Annotated in this window: 19 protein-coding genes and 1 pseudogene; 10 read left to right on the top strand and 10 right to left on the bottom strand. The window is 59.8% G+C overall.

The window, feature by feature from the left end; all coding sequences use genetic code 11:
• Nucleotides 1–80: 80 nt before the first annotated feature.
• Both ABIN98_RS27550 and galU read right to left on the bottom strand, forming a co-directional pair.
• A complete protein-coding gene (locus ABIN98_RS27550) occupies nucleotides 81–1385 on the bottom strand; it encodes a nucleotide sugar dehydrogenase (RefSeq protein ID WP_346915225.1) in 1305 nt (434 codons plus the stop codon).
• Nucleotides 1386–1512: 127 nt separating this feature from the next.
• Nucleotides 1513–2406, bottom strand: a complete 894-nt coding sequence (gene galU / locus ABIN98_RS27545; RefSeq protein WP_346915223.1) for a UTP--glucose-1-phosphate uridylyltransferase GalU — start codon at nucleotides 2404–2406, stop codon at nucleotides 1513–1515.
• A gap of 349 nt (nucleotides 2407–2755) precedes the next feature.
• On the opposite strand from galU, the gene kdsA reads away from it, so the two are divergent.
• Both kdsA and eno read left to right on the top strand, forming a co-directional pair.
• Nucleotides 2756–3598: a 3-deoxy-8-phosphooctulonate synthase gene (gene kdsA, locus ABIN98_RS27540; protein ID WP_346915221.1), complete on the top strand. Its 843-nt coding sequence runs from the start codon at nucleotides 2756–2758 to the stop codon at nucleotides 3596–3598.
• A 153-nt stretch (nucleotides 3599–3751) separates the two neighbouring features.
• The gene (eno, locus tag ABIN98_RS27535) at nucleotides 3752–5026 is read left to right on the top strand and encodes a phosphopyruvate hydratase (protein ID WP_346915219.1); all 1275 of its coding nucleotides are present in this window, start codon (nucleotides 3752–3754) and stop codon (nucleotides 5024–5026) included.
• 74 nt (nucleotides 5027–5100) lie between these two features.
• On the opposite strand, the gene ABIN98_RS27530 is transcribed toward eno, so the two are convergent.
• From ABIN98_RS27530 to ABIN98_RS27515, 4 genes are all read right to left on the bottom strand, one after another.
• Nucleotides 5101–5775: a DsbA family oxidoreductase gene (locus ABIN98_RS27530; RefSeq protein WP_346915217.1), complete on the bottom strand. Its 675-nt coding sequence runs from the start codon at nucleotides 5773–5775 to the stop codon at nucleotides 5101–5103.
• 85 nt (nucleotides 5776–5860) lie between these two features.
• Nucleotides 5861–7042 (bottom strand): hypothetical protein, encoded by a 1182-nt coding sequence (locus tag ABIN98_RS27525; protein ID WP_346915215.1) that lies wholly within the window; start codon nucleotides 7040–7042, stop codon nucleotides 5861–5863.
• Between the two features lie 26 nt (nucleotides 7043–7068).
• Nucleotides 7069–8697, bottom strand: coding sequence for a class I adenylate-forming enzyme family protein (locus tag ABIN98_RS27520; RefSeq protein ID WP_346915213.1), 1629 nt, complete (start codon nucleotides 8695–8697; stop codon nucleotides 7069–7071).
• Between the two features lie 21 nt (nucleotides 8698–8718).
• Entirely contained in the window at nucleotides 8719–10614 is a 1896-nt protein-coding gene (locus ABIN98_RS27515) for an extracellular solute-binding protein (protein ID WP_346915211.1), read from the bottom strand.
• Between the two features lie 255 nt (nucleotides 10615–10869).
• On the opposite strand from ABIN98_RS27515, the gene ABIN98_RS27510 reads away from it, so the two are divergent.
• A complete protein-coding gene (locus ABIN98_RS27510) occupies nucleotides 10870–11487 on the top strand; it encodes an invasion associated locus B family protein (protein ID WP_346915209.1) in 618 nt (205 codons plus the stop codon).
• A gap of 110 nt (nucleotides 11488–11597) precedes the next feature.
• Here ABIN98_RS27510 and hspQ read toward each other — a convergent pair whose 3' ends face one another.
• From hspQ to ABIN98_RS27495, 3 genes are all read right to left on the bottom strand, one after another.
• Nucleotides 11598–11921, bottom strand: a complete 324-nt coding sequence (hspQ, locus tag ABIN98_RS27505) for a heat shock protein HspQ (RefSeq protein ID WP_346915207.1) — start codon at nucleotides 11919–11921, stop codon at nucleotides 11598–11600.
• A 109-nt stretch (nucleotides 11922–12030) separates the two neighbouring features.
• Entirely contained in the window at nucleotides 12031–13071 is a 1041-nt protein-coding gene (locus tag ABIN98_RS27500) for a CoA ester lyase (RefSeq protein WP_346915396.1), read from the bottom strand.
• Nucleotides 13072–13179: 108 nt separating this feature from the next.
• Complete coding sequence (locus ABIN98_RS27495; RefSeq protein ID WP_346915205.1) at nucleotides 13180–14067, bottom strand: lysophospholipid acyltransferase family protein; 888 nt, start codon at nucleotides 14065–14067, stop codon at nucleotides 13180–13182.
• 230 nt (nucleotides 14068–14297) lie between these two features.
• Between ABIN98_RS27495 and ABIN98_RS27490 the strand changes: the two genes are divergently transcribed.
• Both ABIN98_RS27490 and ABIN98_RS27485 read left to right on the top strand, forming a co-directional pair.
• Nucleotides 14298–15251 carry an AEC family transporter gene (locus ABIN98_RS27490; RefSeq protein WP_346915204.1) on the top strand — a complete coding sequence of 318 codons (954 nt, stop codon included), beginning with the start codon at nucleotides 14298–14300 and terminating at the stop codon, nucleotides 15249–15251.
• Nucleotides 15252–15425: 174 nt separating this feature from the next.
• Nucleotides 15426–16354, top strand: a pseudogene (locus ABIN98_RS27485) (CaiB/BaiF CoA transferase family protein).
• On the opposite strand, the gene ABIN98_RS27480 reads toward ABIN98_RS27485, so the two are convergent.
• Complete coding sequence (locus ABIN98_RS27480; RefSeq protein ID WP_346915198.1) at nucleotides 16351–17580, bottom strand: UbiH/UbiF family hydroxylase; 1230 nt, start codon at nucleotides 17578–17580, stop codon at nucleotides 16351–16353. The pseudogene ABIN98_RS27485 and the gene ABIN98_RS27480 sit on opposite strands and share 4 nt — an antisense overlap.
• Before the next feature lie 313 nt (nucleotides 17581–17893).
• Here ABIN98_RS27480 and ABIN98_RS27475 point away from each other — a divergent pair, with 313 nt between their 5' ends.
• From ABIN98_RS27475 to ABIN98_RS27455, 5 genes are all read left to right on the top strand, one after another.
• Nucleotides 17894–18754 (top strand): DUF2182 domain-containing protein, encoded by an 861-nt coding sequence (locus ABIN98_RS27475; RefSeq protein WP_346915196.1) that lies wholly within the window; start codon nucleotides 17894–17896, stop codon nucleotides 18752–18754.
• A gap of 100 nt (nucleotides 18755–18854) precedes the next feature.
• Nucleotides 18855–19571: a CDP-alcohol phosphatidyltransferase family protein gene (locus tag ABIN98_RS27470; protein ID WP_346915194.1), complete on the top strand. Its 717-nt coding sequence runs from the start codon at nucleotides 18855–18857 to the stop codon at nucleotides 19569–19571.
• A 194-nt stretch (nucleotides 19572–19765) separates the two neighbouring features.
• Nucleotides 19766–20497 (top strand): TerC family protein, encoded by a 732-nt coding sequence (locus ABIN98_RS27465; RefSeq protein ID WP_346915192.1) that lies wholly within the window; start codon nucleotides 19766–19768, stop codon nucleotides 20495–20497.
• A gap of 55 nt (nucleotides 20498–20552) precedes the next feature.
• A complete protein-coding gene (locus tag ABIN98_RS27460; protein WP_346915190.1) occupies nucleotides 20553–21530 on the top strand; it encodes a quinone oxidoreductase in 978 nt (325 codons plus the stop codon).
• Between the two features lie 10 nt (nucleotides 21531–21540).
• Complete coding sequence (locus ABIN98_RS27455) at nucleotides 21541–22500, top strand: LysR family transcriptional regulator (protein WP_346915188.1); 960 nt, start codon at nucleotides 21541–21543, stop codon at nucleotides 22498–22500.
• The last annotated feature ends 61 nt before the right edge of the window (nucleotides 22501–22561 follow it).

Raw genomic sequence — 22561 nt, 5'->3', positions numbered from 1 at the left:
AGGAATACAGTTTGCCGGAAAACTCATTGAAAAGACGGACAATTTAGCCGCGGTTCTGTTCCTGGCTGCTGATGGAAGCATTACAGCCGCCAGAGGGTGACCTCATCAGGTTTTTGGGAGCGAGCAAGCTTTGCGGGCAGATCAGCCACCAGCGTCGCACCACTGCCGAGAAGCGGCAGGATAACCGGCCAGGCGTCATCATCCGTGAAAAACACCGCGTGCGGAACCGCGAGGATCACGGCATCCGATCCGGTGAGCTCTTCAAGCGAAGACAGCTGAAGCCCGTATTCCTCCTCAACCTCGTCGCTTAAGGCAAGCGGATCGTGAACCCGGACATCGGCGCCGAAGTCGGCCAGTTCCCGGATAAGGTCGACCACCTTGGAATTACGCGTATCGGGCACATTGGCCTTGTAGGTGAGGCCAAGGACAGCGATTTTCGGCGGCATCTTTCGCCCGAGCTTGACACAGGCCTGAATGATTTTCCCGGCAATGAAGGCAGGCATGGCTTCGTTGGTTCCGCGACCGGCCAGGATCACCTGCGGTGTAAGGCCAATTTCGTGAGCCTTGTGGGTGAGGTAGTAGGGATCGACACCGATGCAGTGCCCGCCGACAAGCCCCGGCTGGAACGGCAGGAAGTTCCACTTGGTCCCCGAGCCTGCCAGTACGTCGCGGGTATCGATGTCCATGGCATGAAACAGGACCGCGAGCTCGTTCATCAGCGCGATGTTGAGATCCCGCTGGGTGTTTTCGATGACCTTTGCGGCTTCCGCCACCTTGATGGACGGGGCACGGTGAATACCCGCAGTGACAACGGAGCCGTAGAATTCGCACAGGGTGTCGGTTGCAGCCTCGGAGCTTGCAGAGACGATCTTCATGATATCGGCAAAGCTGTGGACTGTGTCACCGGGGTTGATCCGTTCCGGCGAATAGCCGACCTCGAAATCCCGGCCGAATGCCAATCCGGATGCCTCTTCCAGGATCGGGACCGCGATATCTTCCGTGGCGCCGGGAAACACCGTCGATTCAAAGACGACAATCGCGCCCTTCTTCATGACAGAACCAACGGTCCGCGCGGCACTTTCAAAGGGCCTCAGATCGGGGCGCTTTGCGCGATCAATCGGCGTTGGAACCGCAACGATAAAGATCTCGCACTCCGCAAGGTCACGCGGGTCACCGGTGAAGGTCAGGCCGGGTTGCCGCAATTCCGCCGGGCTGACGGATGACGTTACATCGTCGCCGGCTCGCAGGGCTTTCAACCGGTCCGTCTTGATATCGAAACCGGTAACCCGATGTCCGGCTCCCGCAAACGCGACGGCAACAGGGAGGCCGACATACCCCAGACCGATGACGGCGACTTTTCTGGAAATCGGTACGGCGGACGTCATCTGCGTTTCCGGGTGTAGGAGCGAAAAGAAAGGGCCGGCCCCTTTTACGGGAGGCCGGCCCAGTCCTAGTCGGTAAGGTCTTGCCCTTGCAAGAGCAATAACGCCGGCCGTTAGGCCGCCGCTCATATTATTCGGCTGCGTCGCGCTTGTTGATCAGGTCACCGAGAAGCGGAACCAGCTCGGCCGCAAGATCCGGCTGTTCCAGCGCATAGGCGATGTTGGCGCTCAGGAACCCGGCCTTGGAGCCGCAATCGTAACTGCGGCCTTCGAATTTGAGCGAAGTAAAGACCTGGGTTTCCATCAGCGCGAGCATGCTGTCGGTCAGCTGGATCTCACCGCCTGCACCTTTTTCCTGGCGGCTCAGAAGGCCGAAGATTTCCGGCTGCAGAATATAGCGCCCTGTGATCATGAGGTTGGTGGGCGCGGTTCCAGGCGCCGGCTTTTCAACCATTCCCTTGATCTTGCTGGCCCGATCGGTGAGTTTCTCCGAGAGTTCCACGATGCCGTACTTATGGGTCTGGTCTTCCGGGACTTCTTCGACGGCAATGATGTTGCCACCGGTTTCATTATAGACATCCACCATCTGCTTGAGACAGCTGGTTCCGGACTTGATGATCACATCGGGCAACAGAATGGCGAACGGCTCGGGGCCGATGATGTCCCGGGCGCACCAGATGGCATGACCGAGCCCTTGCGGATCCTGCTGCCGGGTGAAGCTGGTCGAACCGGCAGCCGGGCGCAGTTTTTCCAGAAGCTGCAGTGCTTCGGTCTTGTTCCGGCTCTTGAGCGTATCTTCAAGCTCATAGGCTCGGTCGAAATGGTCAGCGATCACGTGCTTGTTCCGTCCGGTCACGAAGACGATGTGCTCGATGCCCGCAGCGCGCGCTTCTTCCACGACGTATTGAATGATCGGCCGATCGACGATCGTCAGCATTTCCTTCGGTACGGCCTTGGTCGCAGGCAGAAAGCGCGTCCCAAGACCGGCTACGGGAAGGACTGCTTTCCTAATCTTCTGGGTCATTTTGTCTCTTTCCGGGAGTTTTGTTCAAAATGAGAGAGGTTCAAATTCAAAAAACGCATTCAGGTATTGTGCTTCAACGCTGATATTCGACACGTTCCTGACCGCTCTAAATACATACGCAAAATTACCATGACGTGAATTCATGTCGAAATCGCGGCGTGTGCAATGCAATATACATTGTTCCCGAACGTCAAGCGAGAGTTCGAACGGCTGGCGGGAAAACTTTGTAAAGTTGGTTACTTCTGGATCTGTCGTCTGCCCATATTGCAGCCATGGAAAAAGAACGCTATGGAACGGGCGCCTTATTAAGGGCCCGCCGGGGCCTGCCCACTGACCCTTAGGAAGTTTCATGTCCCAGCCGAACACAGAAGTCCGGGTCGGCGACGTTTGTTTCAGCAACACGTTGCCGTTCAGCCTGATTGCCGGTCCATGCCAGATGGAAAGCCGCGCGCATGTTCTTGAATGCGCCGCAGCGGTCAAGGAAATCGCAGGGTCGCTTGATATTCCGGTCGTGTTCAAAGCGTCGTTCGACAAGGCTAACCGCACGTCCTTGGCCGCCACCCGCGGTGTCGGTCTGAACGATGCGCTGCCGGTCTTCGCCGAGATCCGGGAAACCTACGGCATGCCCGTTCTGACCGACATCCACTCCGAGGATCAGTGCGTACCGGTTGCAGAAGTTGTGGATGTCCTGCAGATCCCGGCCTTTCTTTGCCGTCAGACGGACCTCCTGGTCGCAGCCGCGAAAACCGGCGCAATCATCAACGTCAAGAAGGGCCAGTTTCTCGCTCCCTGGGACATGAAAAACGTTCTGATGAAGATCGTTGAAACCGGCAATGCGAATGTGCTGTTGACCGAGCGCGGCGTCAGCTTCGGCTATAACACGCTCGTCAGCGATTTCCGGGCTTTGCCGATCATGGCCGAAACCGGAGCTCCGGTGATTTTCGATGCAACCCATTCGGTCCAGCAACCCGGTGGCCTCGGCGGCTCTTCGGGCGGTGACCGCCGCATGGTGGCCGTCCTGGCAAGGGCAGCCGTGGCGGTCGGGGTCGGCGGGCTTTTCGTCGAAACCCACCCGGATCCGGACAACACGATCTCGTCCGACGGCCCAAATATGGTGCCGCTAAAGGATCTTGGCGCTTTGCTTGCACAGCTGAAGGCGCTTGATGCAGTCGTAAAGCCGGCTGCGAACTGAGTTAGATCATCCGGGCCGGGCGTTTGCCTGGCCCTTTTCCTATCCGGGTGGTGCGGCCTCTTCACTTGAGGCAAGTGCTCGATCCGGTGACAAACGAAATCGGCGCCGGATCATCGGCCTGCCGCACTACGATACGAAACAAGGAGTACTGCGATGACCGCAATCGTCGACATTACGGCGCGTGAGATTCTCGACAGCCGCGGCAACCCGACCGTGGAAGTGGATGTGTTTCTTGAAGACGGTTCCTTCGGCCGCGCCGCGGTTCCCTCCGGGGCCTCCACCGGTGCGCATGAAGCGGTTGAATTGCGCGACGGCGGCGACCGCTATCTGGGCAAGGGCGTTCTTAACGCTGTCGACAACGTCAACGGCGAAATCTTCGAGACCATTGGTGGTCTCGATGCGGAAGATCAGCTGAAGATCGACAGCGCGATGATCGATCTGGACGGCACCCCGAACAAGGCACGCCTCGGCGCCAATGCGATCCTCGGTGTTTCCCTGGCCGTTTCCCGGGCCGCCGCACAGGCCTCCGGCCTGCCGCTTTATCGTTATGTCGGCGGCACGTCGGCCCGGACCCTTCCGGTCCCGATGATGAACATCATCAACGGCGGTGCCCATGCCGACAACCCGATCGATTTCCAGGAGTTCATGATCATGCCGGTCGGCGCCGATACGCTCGGTGACGCGGTGCGCATGGGCGCGGAAGTCTTCCACACACTGAAAAAGGCCCTGGCCTCGGCCGGCCACAACACCAACGTTGGCGACGAGGGTGGCTTCGCACCGAACCTGGAATCCACCGACGCGGCTATCGGTTTCGTCATGAAGGCGATCGAAAGCGCCGGCTACAAGCCGGGCGAAGACATCTATCTCGCCCTCGACGCGGCTTCCACCGAGTTCTTCAAGGATGGTAAGTACGTCCTCGAAGGCGAGGGCAAGTCCCTGTTGCCGGAAGAAATGGCCGCGTATCTGGAAAACCTGGTATCCCGTTATCCGATCATTTCCATCGAGGACGGGCTCGCCGAAGACGACTGGGACGGCTGGAAAGCGGCAACCGATCTGTTCGGGTCCAAGTGCCAGCTCGTCGGCGACGATCTGTTCGTGACCAACTCCGCACGTCTGCGTCAGGGCATCGAAAAGGGCGTGGCCAACTCGATCCTGGTCAAGGTCAACCAGATCGGCACCCTGTCGGAAACCCTGGATGCTGTAGAAACGGCCCACAAGGCCTCCTACACGGCTGTCATGTCGCACCGGTCCGGTGAAACGGAAGACGCAACCATTGCCGACCTCGCCGTTGCCACCAACTGCGGACAGATCAAGACCGGCTCGCTGGCCCGTTCCGACCGGTTGGCGAAGTACAACCAGCTGATCCGGATCGAGGAAGAACTTGGGCCGCAGGCGGTCTATGCCGGCCGGTCGATCCTGAAAGCCTGATCCGGGCCACTTGAGTTGCGCAAAAGCAAAGCCCCGCCGAACGGCGGGGTTTTTTTCGTTCGGTGCTGTTGCCGTTATTGGGAAACGGCCTCCGGATCGGAAGTCCGGGTTTCTTCTGCATGGCGGATGGCGGCGGCGATGGTTTCAGGCTTTTCGGCTCCCGCGAGCACGAACCGGCCGTCGATGATGAAACAGGGCACACCCGTCACGCCGAGTTCCTGGGCGCGAGCGATCTGTTGCTTGGTCTTTTCCAGATCGCTGTCGGTCTCCAGAAGTTGGTCGACCAGGTCCGATTGCATCCCCGCTTCATCGGCGATCTTCACCAGCGTTTCCGGCTTCGTCAGGTCTTCTCCGTCCTGGAAATAGGCCTTGAACAGAAGTTCTACGACCTCGTCCTGCAAATCATCCGCGCGCGACCACAGGATCAGACGGTGACTGTCGAGCGTATTCGGCGAAACCTTGATCTTGTCGAATGCGAAATCGATCCCTTCCTGCCGGCCGGCGTCACTGATCTTGGCATAGATCCCTTGTGCCCGTTCCGGACCGCCGAACTTGTCATTGAGATAGGCCTGCCTGTCCTTGCCTTCTTTCGGCAATGTAGAATCGAGCTGGAAGGGATGCCAGCGAACGGCCACCTTGATATCGGTCAACTGGGCCAGAGCGGCTTCAAGCCGTCGTTTGCCGATATAGCACCATGGGCACATCACGTCTGACACCACGTCCACGGCAATAGGTGTGTCTTCAGTCAAATCCCGTCTCCCGGCTACTCTTCAACCTACCGAACATAAGCGTTTCTGGCAGGCGTGTTCCAGTCGCCGGTTCGAATAACGGGGTTCAAAGGACTGTGTGGCCGAGGATCGCCTCGATCCGGGCCTGCAGCCGGCCCTTACCCCTTTGGCTCTTCAGCACTGCGACAGGGCCTATGTCGTTGACCACGCAGACTAGGTCCTCCTCGCGGCTGGTGGCGTCGGCGACCGAAAGCAGTGTGCCATAGAGGTTTTCGGCAAGGGCGGTCGTTTGTTCCGGAAGGATAAAATTCTCAGGAAGCAGTTTCATTTCGCAAAGCGCGAGCCCGCGCAGGGCAAGCGCTTGCCCCGCACGCGCCAGGTAGCGTTGATAGTCCTCCTGGCTGAGCCCGCCCTTGTCCAGTTGCTGCGTCAGCCAGCGGTGGCTTTCCGCCAGCACCTTGTCGGCGAGCCTCCGGCGTTTGCCATGGCGGATGGCTGTCGCAAGCCGGGCGCGCAGATTGGAGCCGTCCAGAGGGAGGGTCAGAACGTCGTTTGCGCCTGCCTTGAACAGCATGGCGGTATCGCCCGGTTTGTCTGTTACCACCAGGACAGGAATGGCGGCAAAGCGGGAATCCATGCGGATCTGGCGCAGGCTTTCCAGCGTTTCATCGAGCGTGGAATCCAGAATGACGGCATCGAACGCCCGTTGGGAAAGGTAGTTTTCGGCCATATCCCGGGTAAACGCGCCGATAACCTCAACTTTCCGGCCGCTCGCTTCCTGCAGGTCCGGAAAGCGACCACCGAGCCCTACGACGAGCAATCCGCTGGTCCCCTTGTAATGGGGGGCTGCTCCGTAACCGGGAATTCGGCCGAACACGAGACGGCGGATCCGCGCTTCCTCGAAGCGCATGAGGGCGCGTTGATGAGCACAGATGGCGTCGAACAGAACGTCGTCCGGCACGGCTCGGTTGATCGTGGCACTGGGTTTCGGACGGCTCGGCACGACGTCATCCGGACCGCTCAGGAAGAGCATCGGGACATCCGTGGGAAGCCCGGTGACCAGACCATCCAACCAGGCAAAGAAACGGTCCCGGTCGGCTTCTGCAATTGAGGAGATATCGACAATGATCGCGCTCGGCAGGCGGTCGTCCACGCCATTCGCGCCCGCAAAGCTCTGTATCAGGTCGATGTCGCCGGGAAGTCCTGGAATGGAGCCCGCGCTTACCGGCGAAGGCCGGCCGGCGAACCACACCGGACCCTGCCAGAGAAGTGAATTGTCCTGGTCCATATGCTTCCGTTTCCGCCAGGGATGGCTCAGGCCACCGCAGCCGGTAGCCGTTGGGTACGCAAGGTCAGTCGCTCGCGATCTATTGTTCCGTCGTTGTTCCGCGGGAGAGCCTGCAGCACAAGGACGCGATAGGGTATCTTGGCAAGATCCACTCCATCGGCGTCGAGATAGGCGAAAAAGGCCTTGGCGTCGGGAACATTGCCCGATACCGGAACCAGGGCTGCATAGAGCCGGGCGCCGAGAACTTCGTCGTCGACCAGAAACGCGGCCGCTTCGCTGACACCCGGATATGCGGAATAGATTTCGTCGAGCGCTTCCAGGTCGCCCACTCCGTTGGCCTGGGCGCCGGGTATGCCGAACCCCTTCAGGCCGTCTTCGTTCTGCTCCACCGGAATACCGGTATTCAGAAAACCTTCCTTGTCGCGTTGATGCGGATGCGTGCCTGCATGCGTATGCCAGCCGATCTCGGGAACCATGGGCCCCTTGACCTGCAGGAGCGCATGGGCGCCGTTCTCGACTTTGTTGACTGCGATTTCCAAAAGGGCTGGCCCGCTCTCACACCCGTTCGGCCCCGCCTGTTTTCCCAGCGGAGTCGCCTGCACCTTGGCCGACGGACCGCGTGCCTTTGCGACAAGGGCGAATTCGTCGGCGATGTGGAGATCCACGACCTTGTGGTGCGGCGTAAATGTGCCGGGTTTGGGTGCTGCGACATTCCAGGCGGCGACGATGGTCGTCGTCTCCTGAACCAGCTTCTTGTCGAGGATCTGAGTCAATGGTCCCGGGGTCAGCACGTAATCGGCACCGATCGCATTGGCATGCCGCGACAGTTGCAGAAGAGACGTCGGGTGATGCAGATGCAGCGTTCCGCCGACGAGCAACCACGGGACGAGCCCTGCGCCGATCCCGGTCAGACCGCTCAGCGAATAGGGGACGAGTATGCGCTCGCCGTGTTTCAGTCCGGCTTCATGCACGCATTGCCGGGCCGAAGCGATCCAGTGATTGTGGCAGCGGGGCACAGGAACCGTTTCGCTGCCGGACCGCGTCCAGGAAATGGTTGCCACGTGATCGGCGGCCTTGTCCCGCTCGCCTTCGTCAAAGGTCAGGTCGTCTCCCATCTCCGCCAGCATGGGGCCCAGTTCGATGAGGCCGTCGGGGATGTCCTTGCCGAGACCGAAAACAAAGCGGAGACTGAAAAGATCCGCGGCGACGTCCCGGGCGGCTGCTCCGACATTGCGCGTTTCGATGCGGTCTGCGGCGACGAAGCCTTTCGCGCCGACGGAATTGAGGGCCTCCAGCACGTTCTTCTGCCGCCAGTGCAGCGGCAGCGTCGAGACGATCAGTCCGGCACGTAGCGCGGCCAGTATAGCGATCACTGTGTCGACGGTATTGGGGGATTGCACGCCGATCACATGGTCGGTCGTCAGGCCGATGGCGCGGTAAAAGGCGGCAAGTCGGTCGATTTCCCGCTCTGCCTCCTGATAAGTCAGGCTGCGGCTGTCGCCACCGGTCCAGTTGGCTCGGTCGGGCGCATCCACGATTGCCATCCGCGTCGGATGCAGTTGCGCGGTCTGCCGGAACAGCATGTCCAGGGTCGTGTCGCCCCAGGCATCGGTTGCATGGTAGGGATCGGACAGGGTGTCAGGCGTGACTTTCATGATCTTTGTTCTTTGCTCCGATCAGTTGACCGCCGCGTCCGCGGACCACCAGGTATCAAACTCCACGCCGTAAAGCGAATTCACTTTCGGCGGAACGACGCGGCTCCAGTGACCGACCCAATCGTCCGATACGTGGAAAAGGGGGACCGCATAGGCGCCGGAAATGAGGATGCGATCAAAGGCCCTGACGGCGGCGGTGAAGTCTTCTTCCGTGCGGGCGCCGACGATGGCGTCGATCATGGCATCGATCGCCGGGCTGTGGGCTCCGACAATGTTGAAGGAGCCTTCCGCACTCGCGGCTGCGGACGACCAGCGGCCATACTGTTCCGCGCCGGGCGAAAGCGAGGAGTACCAGGTGTTGAACACCATGTCGAAATCCCTCCGGATCCGCCGGTCCTCGAACTGGGACGGATCAACCGTTCGAACCTGCACGGCGACGCCGATCAGCTTCAGCGTTCTGGCGTAGGAAAGCGCCAGCTTTTCCTCATCTTCGTTCTTGGTCAGAATTTCGAAAGCCAGCGGGGTATTCGTGGTCAGATTGACGAGCTGGCCGTCGTTCAGGGCGTATCCGGCATTCTTGAGTTGACCGAGCGCTGCACGCAGGACTTTCCTGTCCCGCCCGGAGCCATCCGTCATCGGCGGCCGCCAAGTGCCTTCCATGACCTCTGGCGTGACCGCGCCGGGGAAGGGGGCAAGCAGGGCTCTTTCTTTTTCTCCCGCAGGCCGGCCTACGGAGGACAGGACGGAATCGTCCCAATACCCGGCTGTTCTTTTATAAAGGCCGAAATAGATGTTCCGGTTCACCCATTCGAAATCGAACAGCATCGAAAGCGCCCCGCGCACGGTCTGGTCCGCAAAGACCTCGCGACGTGTATTGAACGCAATGCCGCGCATATTCGCAGGCGTTTCCTTCGGGATGGACGCTTTGATCACCTTTCCATCCTTGACGGCAGGAAAGTCGAACCCGGTCTCCCAGCGAACCGGGTCGCCGAACTGGAGGGCATCGATGAGCCCCTTGCGGAAGGCTTCCTGCAAGGTCGTCTCGTCCCGATAATATTCGATGCGGATCTCGTCGAAATTATCGAAACCGGCCTTGATCGGCAGGTCTCTCGCCCAGTAGTCCGGGTTCTTCCGATAGATCACGCGCCGTCCCGGTTCGATTTTCGAAAAGATGTAGGGACCTGTTCCCATTATCGGATTAAGCGTCGATTTGTCGAAGGTCTCCGCGTTCGTATGGGCCTTGGAAAAGATCGGGGCCATGGCTATCAGCAGCGGCAGCTCGCGGTTTTCTCCATCGCCGAAAGTGATCTTGAGGGTCCGGTCCCCGGTAATTTCCTTGCTGACGATTTCGCCGTACCAGCCGCTGTAGGGCGGTCGGCCCTTGTCGCGGATGAGGTCCAGGGAAAAGATCACGTCTTCAACCGTCACCTGGGACCCGTCGGAAAACTGTGCCTTCGGGTTGAGCTCGAACTCGATCCATTTCCGGCTTTCCGGCATGCGTACGCGCTCGGCCAGATGGGCATAGAGAGTGAAGGGCTCCGCATAGGAACGGGCCAGCAGGCTTTCGAATATGTTGGAGCCGAATGCACGCTCCTTCATGCCGCGCGCGCTGGTCCAGCCGCCCTGGACGATAAACGAATTCAGGCTGTCGAAGGTTCCCTGAACGCCGAGCGTCAGTACGCCGCCCTTGGGCGCGTCGGGATTGGCATAGGGCAGGGACTTGAAACCGGGCCCAAGGGCCGGGTTGCCGTGCATGGCGATGGCATGCACCCAGGTAATATTCTCATCGTCCGCTCGAGCCGGCGACAGCGGCGCAAGCAAAATCGCTCCGGCCGCCAATACCAGCCGGGACCCGTTTAAAACAGCGACCGCAAGGCCCATGGCCGTTGCAAACCTGCGGAAGAAGCCAGTGATCATCACTTAACCGTGGTTTGATTCTCCGCGAAATCCTACCACAAGCAAGGTTTCGGCGCGCGCCGGACCGCCTTTGAATGCATGATATCCAGTAGTTCCGGCAAAATCGGATTCCGTTGCATATCGGTCACCCTATTGCCGTAATCGCCGCTATACGGTGTTTCAAAGCGTTGTCTGGGGTCCTGGTACTTGAAGTTGCCGCCCGAATGGAGCAAGAAAGCGCAAAGATCCGCGTACGGAAGGTTGAGGATGTTTCAAATGAAAAAGATTTTGAAAAGGGTTTTGGTCGGCTGCGCCTTTGCCGCGCTGGCACTTCCCTCTTCGGCGGTCAGTGTGTCGGCCCAAACTCAGGAAAATGGCGATTCCCCCTGGGTCAAGATCTGCAACGTCGATCCGAAGGTGAACAAGCAGGTCTGCTTTACGAGCCTTGAACTGCGCACCAATACCGGCCAGTTCCTGAGCAGCTTCGGCGTCAAGGAAATCGATGGTGAAGCCCGCAAGCTTCTGATCATCGCCGTTCCGACCGGTCGTCTGATTCAGCCTGGCCTGGGCGTCCAGATCGACAGCGGCAAGCTGGTTCAGGCCAAGTATTCCATCTGCGTGCCCACCACCTGTGTCGCCGAACTTGTCGTCGATGACGGCTTTATTGCTTCGATGAAGCAGGGCAACAAGATTACCCTGACCACGTTCAACCAGCAGGCCAAGGCCATTCCGCTGGAAATCACCCTGATCGGCTTCACCAAAGTCTATGAGGGAGAGGCTATGGATGTGGCCGAGCTTCAGAAGAAGCAGACCGAGTTGCAGGATGAGTTGAAGCGCCGTGCCGAAGAAGCGCGCCAGAAACTGATCGACGCTCAGAAGAACGCTGCCCAGTAAGCACCTGTTCCTGTTTTGGAAAAAAGAACGCCGCATCTTTCTCGGATGCGGCGTTTTTCATTTTGGGCGGACATCACAATGGACGCTTGTTGCGTCCGTCGGGTCTGGCCCTAGTGGATCTCGACCGTCCGCGGCACGTAGGATCCATCGCCCATCTCTTCGAAAATCTCGTCGACCTGAGGATGGCGGACCGGCTCGCCGGTCATGTCCGGGACAAGATTTTGCTCGCTGACGTAGGCGACGTATTCCGTCTCCTCGTTCTCGGCAAGCAGATGATAGAATGGTTGATCCCGGACCGGGCGCACGTCTTCCGGAATGGCGTCCCACCATTCCTCGGTGTTGCTGAAGGTCGGATCGACATCGAAAATGACGCCCCGAAAGGGATAAATCCGGTGCCGCACGACCTGACCAATTCTGAATTTTGCCGTACGCATCCTAAACTACCTGACCAATCGGCCTTTTTTGCCGGGATAACGCGCTCAAGCCGGGCTTGCAAGCGTTATCGCTCGGTCGCATTGGCGATGTAGTATAGTACCCCTTCCTCTAGAGAGCGTAAACTTTTGCAAGATCCGGGTCCTTGGTCGCCACCAGACGGGCCAGGTCGACGATCACCTTGGCCTGTTTCCAGGTTGCGTCGTCCTGCATCTTGCCGTCGATCATGACCGCACCAGTGCCATCGGGCATGGCGTCCAGGATTTTCTTCGCGAAGGCAACTTCGTCCGGGTCGGGGCTGAAGACCTTCTTGGCCAGGTCGATCTGGTTCGGGTGTAGCGACCAGGCGCCGAGACATCCCATAAGGAAGGCGTTGCGGAACTGGCTCTCGCAGGCTTCCGGGTCGGAAAAGTCGCCGAACGGACCGTAAAACGGCTTCAGACCGTAAGAGAGGCAGGCGTCGACCATCTTGGCGACGGTATAATGCCAGAGATCCTGCTGGAAAGCGGTTCGGGCCGAACCTTCCACGGCATCACTCAGGACCGCGTAGTCGGGATGGCCGCCGCCGACGCGCGTAGTTTTCATGCCGCGCGAAGCGGCCAGATCTGCAGGTCCAAGGCTCATGCCGTGCATGCGCGGGCTTGCGGCCGCAATATCCTCGACGTTTTTCACGCCTTCGGCGGTTTCCAGTATGGCGTGGATCATGATCGGCCGGTTGAGGCTTGCCTTGGCTTCGAGCTGTGCCAGCAGCTGATCGAGGTAGTGAATGTCCCAGGGGCCTTCGACCTTGGGCAGCATGATCACATCCAGCTTGTCGCCGACCGCCGGAACGATTTCCAGGAGATCGTCCAGGAACCACGGGCTGTTCAGGCAGTTGACCCGGGTCCACAGGCCGGTCTGGCCGAATTCATTCTCGCTTGCCATCTGGATGAAGCCCTTGCGGGCGTCTTCCTTTGCGGTGGCGGGAATGGCATCTTCGAGATTGCCGAGAACGACGTCGACCTTGGAAATCAGATCCGGCACCTTTGCGCGCATCTTTTCCACATGGGGCGGCACGAAGTGGATCATCCGCTCCAGGGAAACCGGCAATTCGCGGAACGGTGCGGGCGCGCCGATGGCAAGCGGCTGGTAAAAGGAGCGGGGCGTTTTCATCATGGTTCCTCCAGAGTTTGGCGACATATAACCCGATTGCTGCGCCGCAACCATACGCCGAAAGGTGGACCGGCGACTTTCTTCAGGCCGGATCGGTCAATCCGATAGTCAGGAAGGTGCCCACTTGCGGTGGATCCACATCCATTGTTCCGGGCACTCACGGATCCATTCCTCGAAAATTCCGTGATACGCGAGGGTTGCCGCTTCGATGTCCGCCCTGCGGTCGTCGGTCACGGGCACGTCGATGCAGCGACCCTCGATCCGAAAATGAACGCCTTTGGTTCGCACCACCCGGCCAACGACGATCGGAACGCCGCAAGTGCGCGCAAGCGAGGCGGGGACGGGAGTGGCGTAAGCCCGCCGGCCGAAGAAAGGCACCCGGATCCCCCGGGTTTCGCGCAGATCGGCCATGATCGCGACATTTCCGCCCCGGCGAACGGCGCTGATCAGCTTGCGTGCGGTCTGGTGCCCCTTGGAATGGAGTCCGCCGCGGTAAAGATCCTTGCGAATGTCACGCAGGATCTCATCCGTAATCGGATTGGTAAGCGCCTGATAGACCCCGGTCACTTCGCTTCCGTTCTTGACCAGGGGCTGAACACAGAGTTCCCAGTTTCCGGTATGCAGGGATACCCAGACGCAGCCTTTGTTTTCGGTGAGGAACCGTTCGGTGCGCTCGTCCACCCGAACTGTGAACCGGTCATCCTGTTTCATCAGGTCCGCGATATGGAAGGTTTCGGCCGCCACGCGACCGAGATTATCCCACATGCCACGGACGATGGTCTGCCGTTGTTTCTCGCTCGTTTCGGGCAGGGCCAGTTCCAGATGCTTCAAGGCGCGTTGGTGACGGCTGTTGAACGGCGCGAACTTGCGCCAGAAGAAGCCCATAACGGCAGAAGCCACATCCACGGGAACAAGCCGAAACAGAAAGATTGCCGTCCTGAGAACGGCGGCTTCTGCCCGGTAGCGGATATCTAGGAGCGTGGAGGAGCGGGCCATCGGTGATTACGATCGTGATCCTGGAACATCTATTGGAGCTCGGGCTCTCTGGAGACCATGTGTACAAGGGTGGGCAGGACCCGCGGTCAGCCAATCTGGCGATTGACCCGTTGCGGTGAACAGGCTAGGCGTGATTAGCCAAGGTGTTTCGAGGATGCAAGCGTGACTGCGTCATCGGCTGGCCTTTGGGCCAACCTCTTCGATACGCAGGATCCCGTTCGGACCAATCCATGCAAGACATCATCTCGCTCGCTTTTCCCTTCTTCGGGCTTATTTTTCTGGGTGTGATCGCGGCCAAGCTCCGCGACCTGCCTGAGTCCGGCCTGGCCTGGATGAACTTCTTCATTATTTATATCGCGCTCCCGGCGCTTTTTTTTCGCCTGCTGTCGGAAACGCCGATCGAACAGTTGACGGATCCGACCTTCGTCGCCGCGACGACGTTCACGACCTATACGGTTTTCGCGATCGCTTTTTGTATCGGTGTCCTCGCGACAAACGGGAGCATCCCTGAATCCACCATGCTGGGGATTGCTGGCGCCTATTCCAATATCGGATACATGGGCCCCGGACTCACGCTTGCCGTGCTCGGGGCCGGCGCCACCGTGCCGACGGCCCTGATCCTGTGTTTCGACAACACGCTGCTGTTCATTTTGGCTCCCTTGATGATGGCCGTGGGTGGAACCGACAAGCAACCCATAGCCAAGACCATCCGGCTGATTGCCTGGCGGGTTTTCACCCATCCCTTCATCGTTGCGACCATTCTGGGTGTGGGCGCGGCAGCGGTCGGCTTCAAGCCGCCGGCGGCGGTTGACACGATGTTGCGCTACTTGAGCAATGCGGCGGCCCCCTGTGCGCTGTTTGCCATGGGCGTGAGCATCGCTCTTCGCCCTGCCGGCCGGGTGCCGATCGAACTGCCGGCCGTTCTTGTGGTCAAGCTTATCGTTCACCCGGTACTGGTCTATCTCCTCTTGACCTGGATCGGCGGCATCGACCCGGTGTGGGTGGCGACCGCCGTTCTCATGGCCTGCCTGCCGCCGGCAACCAACGTTTTCGTTATCGCTCAGCAGTACAATGTCTATGTTCAGCGGGCTTCCAGCTTCGTCCTGTTCGGCACCATGGCCTCGGTGGTGACCGTCACCGGGTTTATCTGGGCGATCACCAACGGCGTCTTGCACACCGGCTGAAACTCCGTCACTTCTTGAACTGGAAGCGTCATCGGAGGAGGAAAGTGTGCCGCAACCGCTTGAAGGACTGACCGTTCTCGATTTCACCACGCTGCTGCCCGGGCCGCTCGCTACCCTGATGCTTGCGGAAGCGGGGCATGGGTTATCAAGGTGGAAAAGCCCGGTGGCGAAGACATGCGCCGGTTCCCGCCCTTCGAGGATGGGGTCTCGGTGCTCTATGCACAGCTGAACCGGGGCAAGGAGGTCGTCGAACTCGATCTCAAGGCTTCGGATGCGATGACACAGCTCGACCCGCTTCTGGCCAGTGCGGATATATTGGTCGAACAGTTCAGACCCGGTGTGATGGAACGCCTCGGTCTCGGTTATGAGTCATTGAGCGCACGCTTTCCCGAACTGATCTATTGCTCGATTTCGGCTACGGCCAGAACGGCCCGAAGGCGGAAATGGCCGGCCACGATCTCAACTATCTGGCCTTGAGCGGGCTTCTGGCCCAGTCCTGCGGTTCGTCAGAATATCCCTCCTTGCCGCCGGCGCAGATCGCGGACATCGGCGGCGGCTCCTTTCCCGCCATGATCAATATCCTTCTGGCGGTGCTTCAGCGTCAGAAAACAGGCATGGGCGCCTGGCTCGACATCTCCATGAGCGACGCCATGTTCACCTTCGGTCTTTTCGCCCATGCATTTCATGCGGCCGGCAAGCCGGTTCCGGAGTTCGGTTCTGCGCTCCTGACCGGCGGTTCGCCACGTTACCGGCTTTATCCGGCGGCAGATGGCAAAGTGGTCGCCGTCGGGGCTCTTGAGGAAAAGTTCTGGCAGCGGCTTTGCGCCTTGCTCGATATCCCCGAAAACTTGCGTGACGACCGCAAGGACCCGCAAGCGACCGCGGCAGCAATCGCTGCTGCCTTGGTCGCCCGGAGCGCAGTCGATTGGGAAGAGGATCTGACGAAGGCCGATTGCTGCGCCTGCCTGGTGAAAACCTTCGAGGACGCGCGCAACGATCCCCATTTTGAGGAACGCGGTTTATTCGGCTTCCAGGCACCGGCCGGGAATGTCGAGGTGGAAGCAACGGTCGTGCCGATTGCCCCGGGATTTCGGAAATCCTAGGCTGACTTCCGTCGTGGCAGAAGGCTGTCGGCCAGTGACTTCGTACCCGGTGCAATGCCTTCCCGCATAAGGAAGCGGCGCAGCGGCCCGATCCGGTCGGCCAGATAAAGGCCGGTGCTGCGGGCAAGCTGGATCGGCAGGAAGCCGTTCAGCAGCGAGCGGTTCAATGCGTCGACCGCAGCTGTGCGCGAGGAAATATCTGTTCTCCGTTCCCGGTCATAAGCTGCCAGAACGGCCGCTGAGCCGATATCGGCGCCCCTGTCGTGCGCACTTGCGATCAGGCGGACAAGGGCAGCCACGTCACGTAGGCTGAGGTTCAGGCCCTGGGCTCCGATGGGCGGGAACACGTGGGCGGTTTCGCCGATCAGGGCGACCCGCCGGCCGACCAGCGTCTTCGCCGCAAGTCCGGAAAGAGGATATCTCTGCCGTTCGCTGGCGATCCTGAATTTGCCGAGGATCGAATGGGCACGCTGTTCCAGTTCCTGCTCCAGATAAGCGTCCTGCATCTTGAAAAGACGGTCGGCTCCCTCTTCCGTTTCGACGCAGACGAGCGACGAATTGCGTCCGGGCAGGGGGACAAGCGTGAACGGGCCGGTCGGAGTGTGAAACTCCGTCGAGACATCGCCATGGGGCCGATCATGGGCCAGGTTCAGAACCAGGGCGACTTGCGGATAGCCCCAGCGTTTGACATCGATGCCGGCAGATTTCCGCAGCTGCGAGTTTCGGCCGTCCGCTGCTACGGCAAGCCGGGCCTGATACGTCCCGCCGGACGTATCTTCAATGGTGACGCTGTCGTCACCAAAGCGATATGCCTCTGCCGCCCGATGGACGAAAGTCAAACCGTTCTGTGTATCTGCTTCTTGCTCCAGGACGGTGTTCAGGTCCGTGTTGAGCAAGTTGTAGCCGTAGGCGTCCAGTTCCAGTTCCGCACTGTCGAAGGTGACTTCCGGTGCGCGGATCAGGCGTTTGGTGTCGTCGATCAGCCGCATCCGGCGCAGGGGAGCAGCCTTGGGCGCGAGTTTGCCCCAGACGCCGAGGGTTTCTAGATAGGCGACCGATTCCTGCAGAAGGGCTGTCGTGCGCCCGTCGGTATGATTGACTTCCGGCGCCAGCAGAAGGGTATCCAGTCCTCTTTGCGCGAAGGCGAGAGCCGCGGTCAGTCCGGACGGACCGGCGCCGATGACGGCGACATCGTAGAGTTTGCTGGGGCTCCGCTTTTCAGTCATGGCACTGGCTCACGTTTGCTGCTTTCCTTGAGGATGAGCTATTCTCGTCGGATATCAAGGCCGACTGTTGCCAGCTTCCGCGATCCAATGACGCATGCCGGAAAGAACCGGTCTTTGGCAAGGTCCAAATGCGCCAGATCAAGGCGCCACATGAAATAGGGCTTAAACCGGACACACGCCGCGGGACGAAGGTCAGGCGCAAACCGTATCGAAGAGACTGCATGAAACAGGAGCGAAGCGGACATTGGCCGTGGATGACAACGGGTTCTCACCTGCAGATGATCGCCGCCCTCCATTAAGTGAGGACATGCTGATGCGCGGCTGGCCGCTGGTGATGGCCTGCCTGACCGTTCTCGTGTTTATGGGCTGGGCCTATCTCGGCGTCATGGTTGCCGACATGATTTCCGTCATGGATATGACGGAAGCCGGGCCGGGGATGGGTCTTTTCAACCTGTTCAATCAATATGCGGGTCTGCCGGAGGAAGCACGTGCGGCCATTGCCGCCCTGTGTCTGCCGACATCCGCCGCGACCTTTGGAATGCCTGCCGCCGTGTGGGGCTTTGTCGACCTTTTGAAGGTCTATCTGATGTGGCTGATGATGGCCCTTGCCATGATGCTGCCCTCTGCGCTGCCGATGCTGCGCGCCTATATCCGCGAAAAGAATGGAACGGCGGCTGCCGACGGCGATGCGTCGAAGAACACGCTGCTGGTCGCAGCGGGTTATCTTCTCGTCTGGGCCGTCTATGCTTTGGTCGCCACGCTTGCACAATGGGGTCTGACCGCCGCCAATGCGGTTTCGCCGATGATGGCGCCGCTCAGTCTGGCCGTTTCGGCGAGCGTGCTGATTGCCGCCGGCATCTATCAGTTCACACCCGCCAAATGGGCCTGTCTGAACCGCTGCTGGTACCCCCACTGGGCCTTTCTGGGCAAAAGTGGCGCCATTGGCGCGCTGCGTGAAGGCGTGGTCCAGGGGCTGGCCTGTCTCGGCTGCTGCTGGGCCGTGATGACGGTTATGTTTGCGGTCGGCGTCATGAACATCGTCTGGATTGCGCTCCTGGGTGCCATCATGGCAATCGAGAAGACGTTCCCGAGCTTCTGGTTTCCCAAGGTGGTCGGCGTGTTCTGTCTTGCCTGGGGCATGGCGCTCGCAATGGCTGTGGCGAGTGGTGCCTGAGCTAAAAAAGCTGTTCAAACTGTCACGAAATTGAAATACTGACACCCGGAGGCCGGGTTCGGCTCGATAAGCCTTGCCCGAAACAAGCGACGAAAATGCCGTGACAGACATCCCCACGCAAAAGCAAGGCCGCGAACCGGCGCTGTTCCTGATCCATCTTCTGACCGCCTCCGGTGCGCCGATCGCCTTGGTTGCGCTTCTGGCCGGATCGCGTGGCGCGTGGGCGGAAATGTTTGCATGGCTCGGGCTTGCCCTGGTGGTCGACGGGGTCGACGGGCCGCTCGCCCGCCGGTTCAATATCGCCGAGCGTCTGCCACGCTGGTCCGGCGCCTCGCTGGATTTCGTGATCGACTACGCGACTTACGTGTTTTTGCCCGCCTTTGCGCTCTCCGCAAGCGGTATGCTTACCGAACCGTGGAACTGGATCTGCGGCGGGCTGGTGGTCTTTACCGGCGCGCTTTATTTCGCCGACAGCGGCATGAAGACGCTTGACGGAGCCTTCAAGGGATTTCCCGCGGGCTGGAACATGGTGATTTTCGGGCTGATGGTGTTGTCTCCCTCAGAAGGGTTCACGATCGGCTTCGTGCTTGTCTGCTGTGTGATGAGCTTCGTTCCGGTCAAGTTCATCCATCCGGTCCGGGTCCGGCGCTGGCGTCCGTTGACGCTTCTGGTAACCGCCGTCTGGTTTGCCTTTGCCGCAATGGCCGTCATCGGCGACATGACATTGTCGGATACCGGTGAAATGGTACTGACCCTCACCAGTCTTTACCTGCTCGGTGTCTCAGCCGTACAACAGGCACTGGATCGATTCTGCTAGTCACCCGAATCTGAAGTTCGTCTCATTTCTCAGCAAACTCCGAACGAACTTCAGATTCAAAGGGGTGACTAGCCAGTATATGTTTCTAGTGCGGTTTTCGGATTTGAAATACGCGCCGGGGTACGCTGTGGAAATGTGGCGTATTTCAAATCCGCCGCACTAGGGCAGAGTCTCATCGCAACACTGGAGAAGCCATGCTTGGATGGGTAACGGATCCCCAGATCTGGGCGAGCCTCGTGACGCTGACCGTCATGGAGATCGTGCTCGGGATCGACAATATCGTCTTTATCTCGGTCGTTGTCTCCAGGTTGCCGGCCCATTTCGCAAACCGGGCTCGCCGGATCGGGCTTGCTCTGGCCCTCATCTTTCGCATCATCCTGCTCAGTATCTTGACATGGCTTGTCGGATTGACAGCCCCGCTTTTCGATGTCGGCGGCCATGCGTTTTCCTGGCGCGACGCGATCCTGATCGGCGGCGGGCTGTTCCTGCTCGTCAAGGCGACTCATGAAATCCACAAGGGCATTGAAGGGGACGAGGAAGAGGAAGGAATGACCGGGACCGTCGGCACCTCTTTTGCCGCGGTCATCGCGCAGATCGTGGTGATCGACATGGTCTTTTCCGTCGATTCGATCATCACCGCGATCGGCATGGCGCAACATATCGAGGTCATGGTCGCGGCCGTGGTCATTGCCATGGCGGTCATGTATCTGGCGTCAGGGCCCGTTGCCGAATTCATCAAGAAACACCCGACGACCAAGATGCTGGCCTTGTCCTTTCTTCTCCTTATCGGCGTAGCACTTGTGGCCGACGGGTTGGGTTTTCACATCCCGCGCGGCTACATATATTTCGCCATGGCGTTTTCGGCCGGCGTGGAAGTGGTCAATGTGCTTGCCCATAACCGGCGCCGGAAGAACAAGGCTGTATAGCCTTAGAACGAGTTGAGGCCGGTTCGGCCCGGAACGAATATCGGAGGACAGCAAAATGGTTATGGCGGTGCGTGTGCATGAAACCGGGGGACCGGACGTTCTGACCTGGGAAGAGGTCGAGGTCGGCGAACCGGGGCCGGGCGAAGTCCGTATCCGCCACACCGCGATCGGCCTGAACTTCATCGACACCTATTTCCGCAGCGGCCTTTATCCGGCGCCCAACGGCCTGCCTTTCATTCCCGGAAACGAAGGCGCCGGTGTCGTTCTGACGGTGGGCGAAGGCGTCAGCCACGTGAAGCCGGGCGATCGCGTCGCCTATGTCGGTCCGCTCGGCGCCTATGCCCAGGAACGCCTGGTACCAGGCGACCGTCTGGTGGTGATCCCGGACGGTGTGGACGACAAGACCGCAGCCGGCATGATGCTGAAGGGCATGACCGCCCAGTACCTGCTGCGCCGCACCTTCAATGTCACCGCTGACACAACGCTCCTGTTTCACGCCGCTGCAGGCGGTGTCGGCCTGATCGCCGGCCAGTGGGCAGCCCATCTGGGCGCGACCGTGATCGGCACCGTCGGATCCGCCGAAAAGGCTGAGCTGGCCAAGGCGCACGGTTATACGCACGTCATCAATTACCGCGAGGAAGACTTCGTCGAACGGGTCAAGGAGATCACCGGTGGCAAGGGCTGCGATGTCGTCTACGACAGCGTCGGCAAGGACACTTATCCCGGCTCTCTAGACTGCCTGAAGCCGCTTGGTCTGTGGGCCAGTTTCGGCCAATCGTCGGGTCCAATCATCGACTTCAATATGGGTCTTCTGGCGCAAAAGGGCTCGTTGTTTGCCACGCGCCCGACGCTCTTCACTTATATCGCTAGCCGGTCGGACCTGGAAATGACCGCTAACGATCTGTTCGATGTGGTTAAGTCCGGCGTGGTCAAGATCGAAGTCAATCAGGAATACCGGCTTGCGGATGCCACCCAGGCACACAAGGATCTGGAAGGCCGCAAGACCACTGGAACGACGGTTCTGATCCCGTGAGGAACTGAACGTGCGCGGGGGCAGAGGACAGGACCGGTCGAGGCACCTCTATGCCCCTGCCATGCGCTATTTCGCGGCGGTCGCGGAGCTTGGGTCTGTCCGCGCGGCTTCGCGAGAGTTGAATGTTGCCTCATCCGCGGTCAACCGGCAGATCCTGTACCTGGAAGAGGCGCTGGAGCTGCAGCTGTTCGAACGCGTCGGGCGCCGGCTCCGGCTGTCCCAGGCAGGTGAAATCCTGTTGGCCCATGTGCGCCGGACCTATTCCGATTTCGAAGCAACGACTGCCGAGCTGGACGCCCTGAAGGGCCTGCGGCGTGGTTCGGTATCGGTGGCCGTGGTCGAAAGCGTGTCGGAATCCCTCCTGCCGGACCTGATCAGCAGTTTCCGCCGGTCTTATCCCGGTATTCATGTCGGCGTCACCGTGACCAGTTCCCAGGAAGCCGCCCGTCTGGTCGAGGCCGGGGAAGCGGATGTGGGTTTCACCTTCGATCCGCCGCGCACGTCAACGCTAACCATCGCCTATCAGCACGAATTGGCCATCGGAGCCCTGATGACACCCGATCATCCGTTGGCTGACAAGAGCAACCTGACGCTCGCGGAGTGTCTGAAATATCCGGTTGCCCTGCCGGCGGAAGGGCTCTCCCTGCGCACCCGAATCGACGTGGTTCGGCGGCAGATCCCCGGCTCGACCCGGACCTATGTGGAGACCAACTCCCTGCGGTTCATGCGCGCGCTGGCCCGGGAAGACAGGGTCATCGGCTTTCAGACGCGCATTGGTACGGAGGAGGATCTGGAACTGGGCCGACTGGTGTTCCGACCGCTTGCGGACCGGCCGCTTCAAGGCGATCTTTTATGTGTGGTGACCTCTTCATTGAGGGCTCTGGCTCTGGCTCCGGGCATGTTTTTCGATCATGCTGTGCTCTCGCTAAAGGATCAACTGCCTTCTATTGCTGCCGAAAAGGCAACATAAAGAACGCAAATGAGCGCTATGGGACTGGCGATTTTTCAGGCAAGCTCATTTTTTGACAATT

It is taken from the genome of uncultured Roseibium sp. (genome assembly GCF_963675095.2).
Lineage (GTDB): Bacteria > Pseudomonadota > Alphaproteobacteria > Rhizobiales > Stappiaceae > Roseibium.
Note: the sequence above shows the minus strand (reverse complement) of the source record. Positions and strands in the feature narration are given on the sequence as shown.

Coding starts and splice junctions, on each gene's coding strand:
- kdsA (WP_346915221.1), top strand. CDS start 2,756: ATGTCCCAGCCGAACACAGAAGTCCGGGTCGGCGACGTTTGTTTCAGC.
- ABIN98_RS27515 (WP_346915211.1), bottom strand. CDS start 10,614: ATGATCACTGGCTTCTTCCGCAGGTTTGCAACGGCCATGGGCCTTGCG.
- ABIN98_RS27475 (WP_346915196.1), top strand. CDS start 17,894: ATGCGCGGCTGGCCGCTGGTGATGGCCTGCCTGACCGTTCTCGTGTTT.
- ABIN98_RS27495 (WP_346915205.1), bottom strand. CDS start 14,067: ATGGCCCGCTCCTCCACGCTCCTAGATATCCGCTACCGGGCAGAAGCC.
- galU (WP_346915223.1), bottom strand. CDS start 2,406: ATGACCCAGAAGATTAGGAAAGCAGTCCTTCCCGTAGCCGGTCTTGGG.
- ABIN98_RS27480 (WP_346915198.1), bottom strand. CDS start 17,580: ATGACTGAAAAGCGGAGCCCCAGCAAACTCTACGATGTCGCCGTCATC.
- ABIN98_RS27465 (WP_346915192.1), top strand. CDS start 19,766: ATGCTTGGATGGGTAACGGATCCCCAGATCTGGGCGAGCCTCGTGACG.
- eno (WP_346915219.1), top strand. CDS start 3,752: ATGACCGCAATCGTCGACATTACGGCGCGTGAGATTCTCGACAGCCGC.
- ABIN98_RS27490 (WP_346915204.1), top strand. CDS start 14,298: ATGCAAGACATCATCTCGCTCGCTTTTCCCTTCTTCGGGCTTATTTTT.
- ABIN98_RS27525 (WP_346915215.1), bottom strand. CDS start 7,042: ATGGACCAGGACAATTCACTTCTCTGGCAGGGTCCGGTGTGGTTCGCC.
- ABIN98_RS27510 (WP_346915209.1), top strand. CDS start 10,870: ATGAAAAAGATTTTGAAAAGGGTTTTGGTCGGCTGCGCCTTTGCCGCG.
- ABIN98_RS27460 (WP_346915190.1), top strand. CDS start 20,553: ATGGTTATGGCGGTGCGTGTGCATGAAACCGGGGGACCGGACGTTCTG.
- ABIN98_RS27520 (WP_346915213.1), bottom strand. CDS start 8,697: ATGAAAGTCACGCCTGACACCCTGTCCGATCCCTACCATGCAACCGAT.
- ABIN98_RS27500 (WP_346915396.1), bottom strand. CDS start 13,071: ATGAAAACGCCCCGCTCCTTTTACCAGCCGCTTGCCATCGGCGCGCCC.
- hspQ (WP_346915207.1), bottom strand. CDS start 11,921: ATGCGTACGGCAAAATTCAGAATTGGTCAGGTCGTGCGGCACCGGATT.
- ABIN98_RS27550 (WP_346915225.1), bottom strand. CDS start 1,385: ATGACGTCCGCCGTACCGATTTCCAGAAAAGTCGCCGTCATCGGTCTG.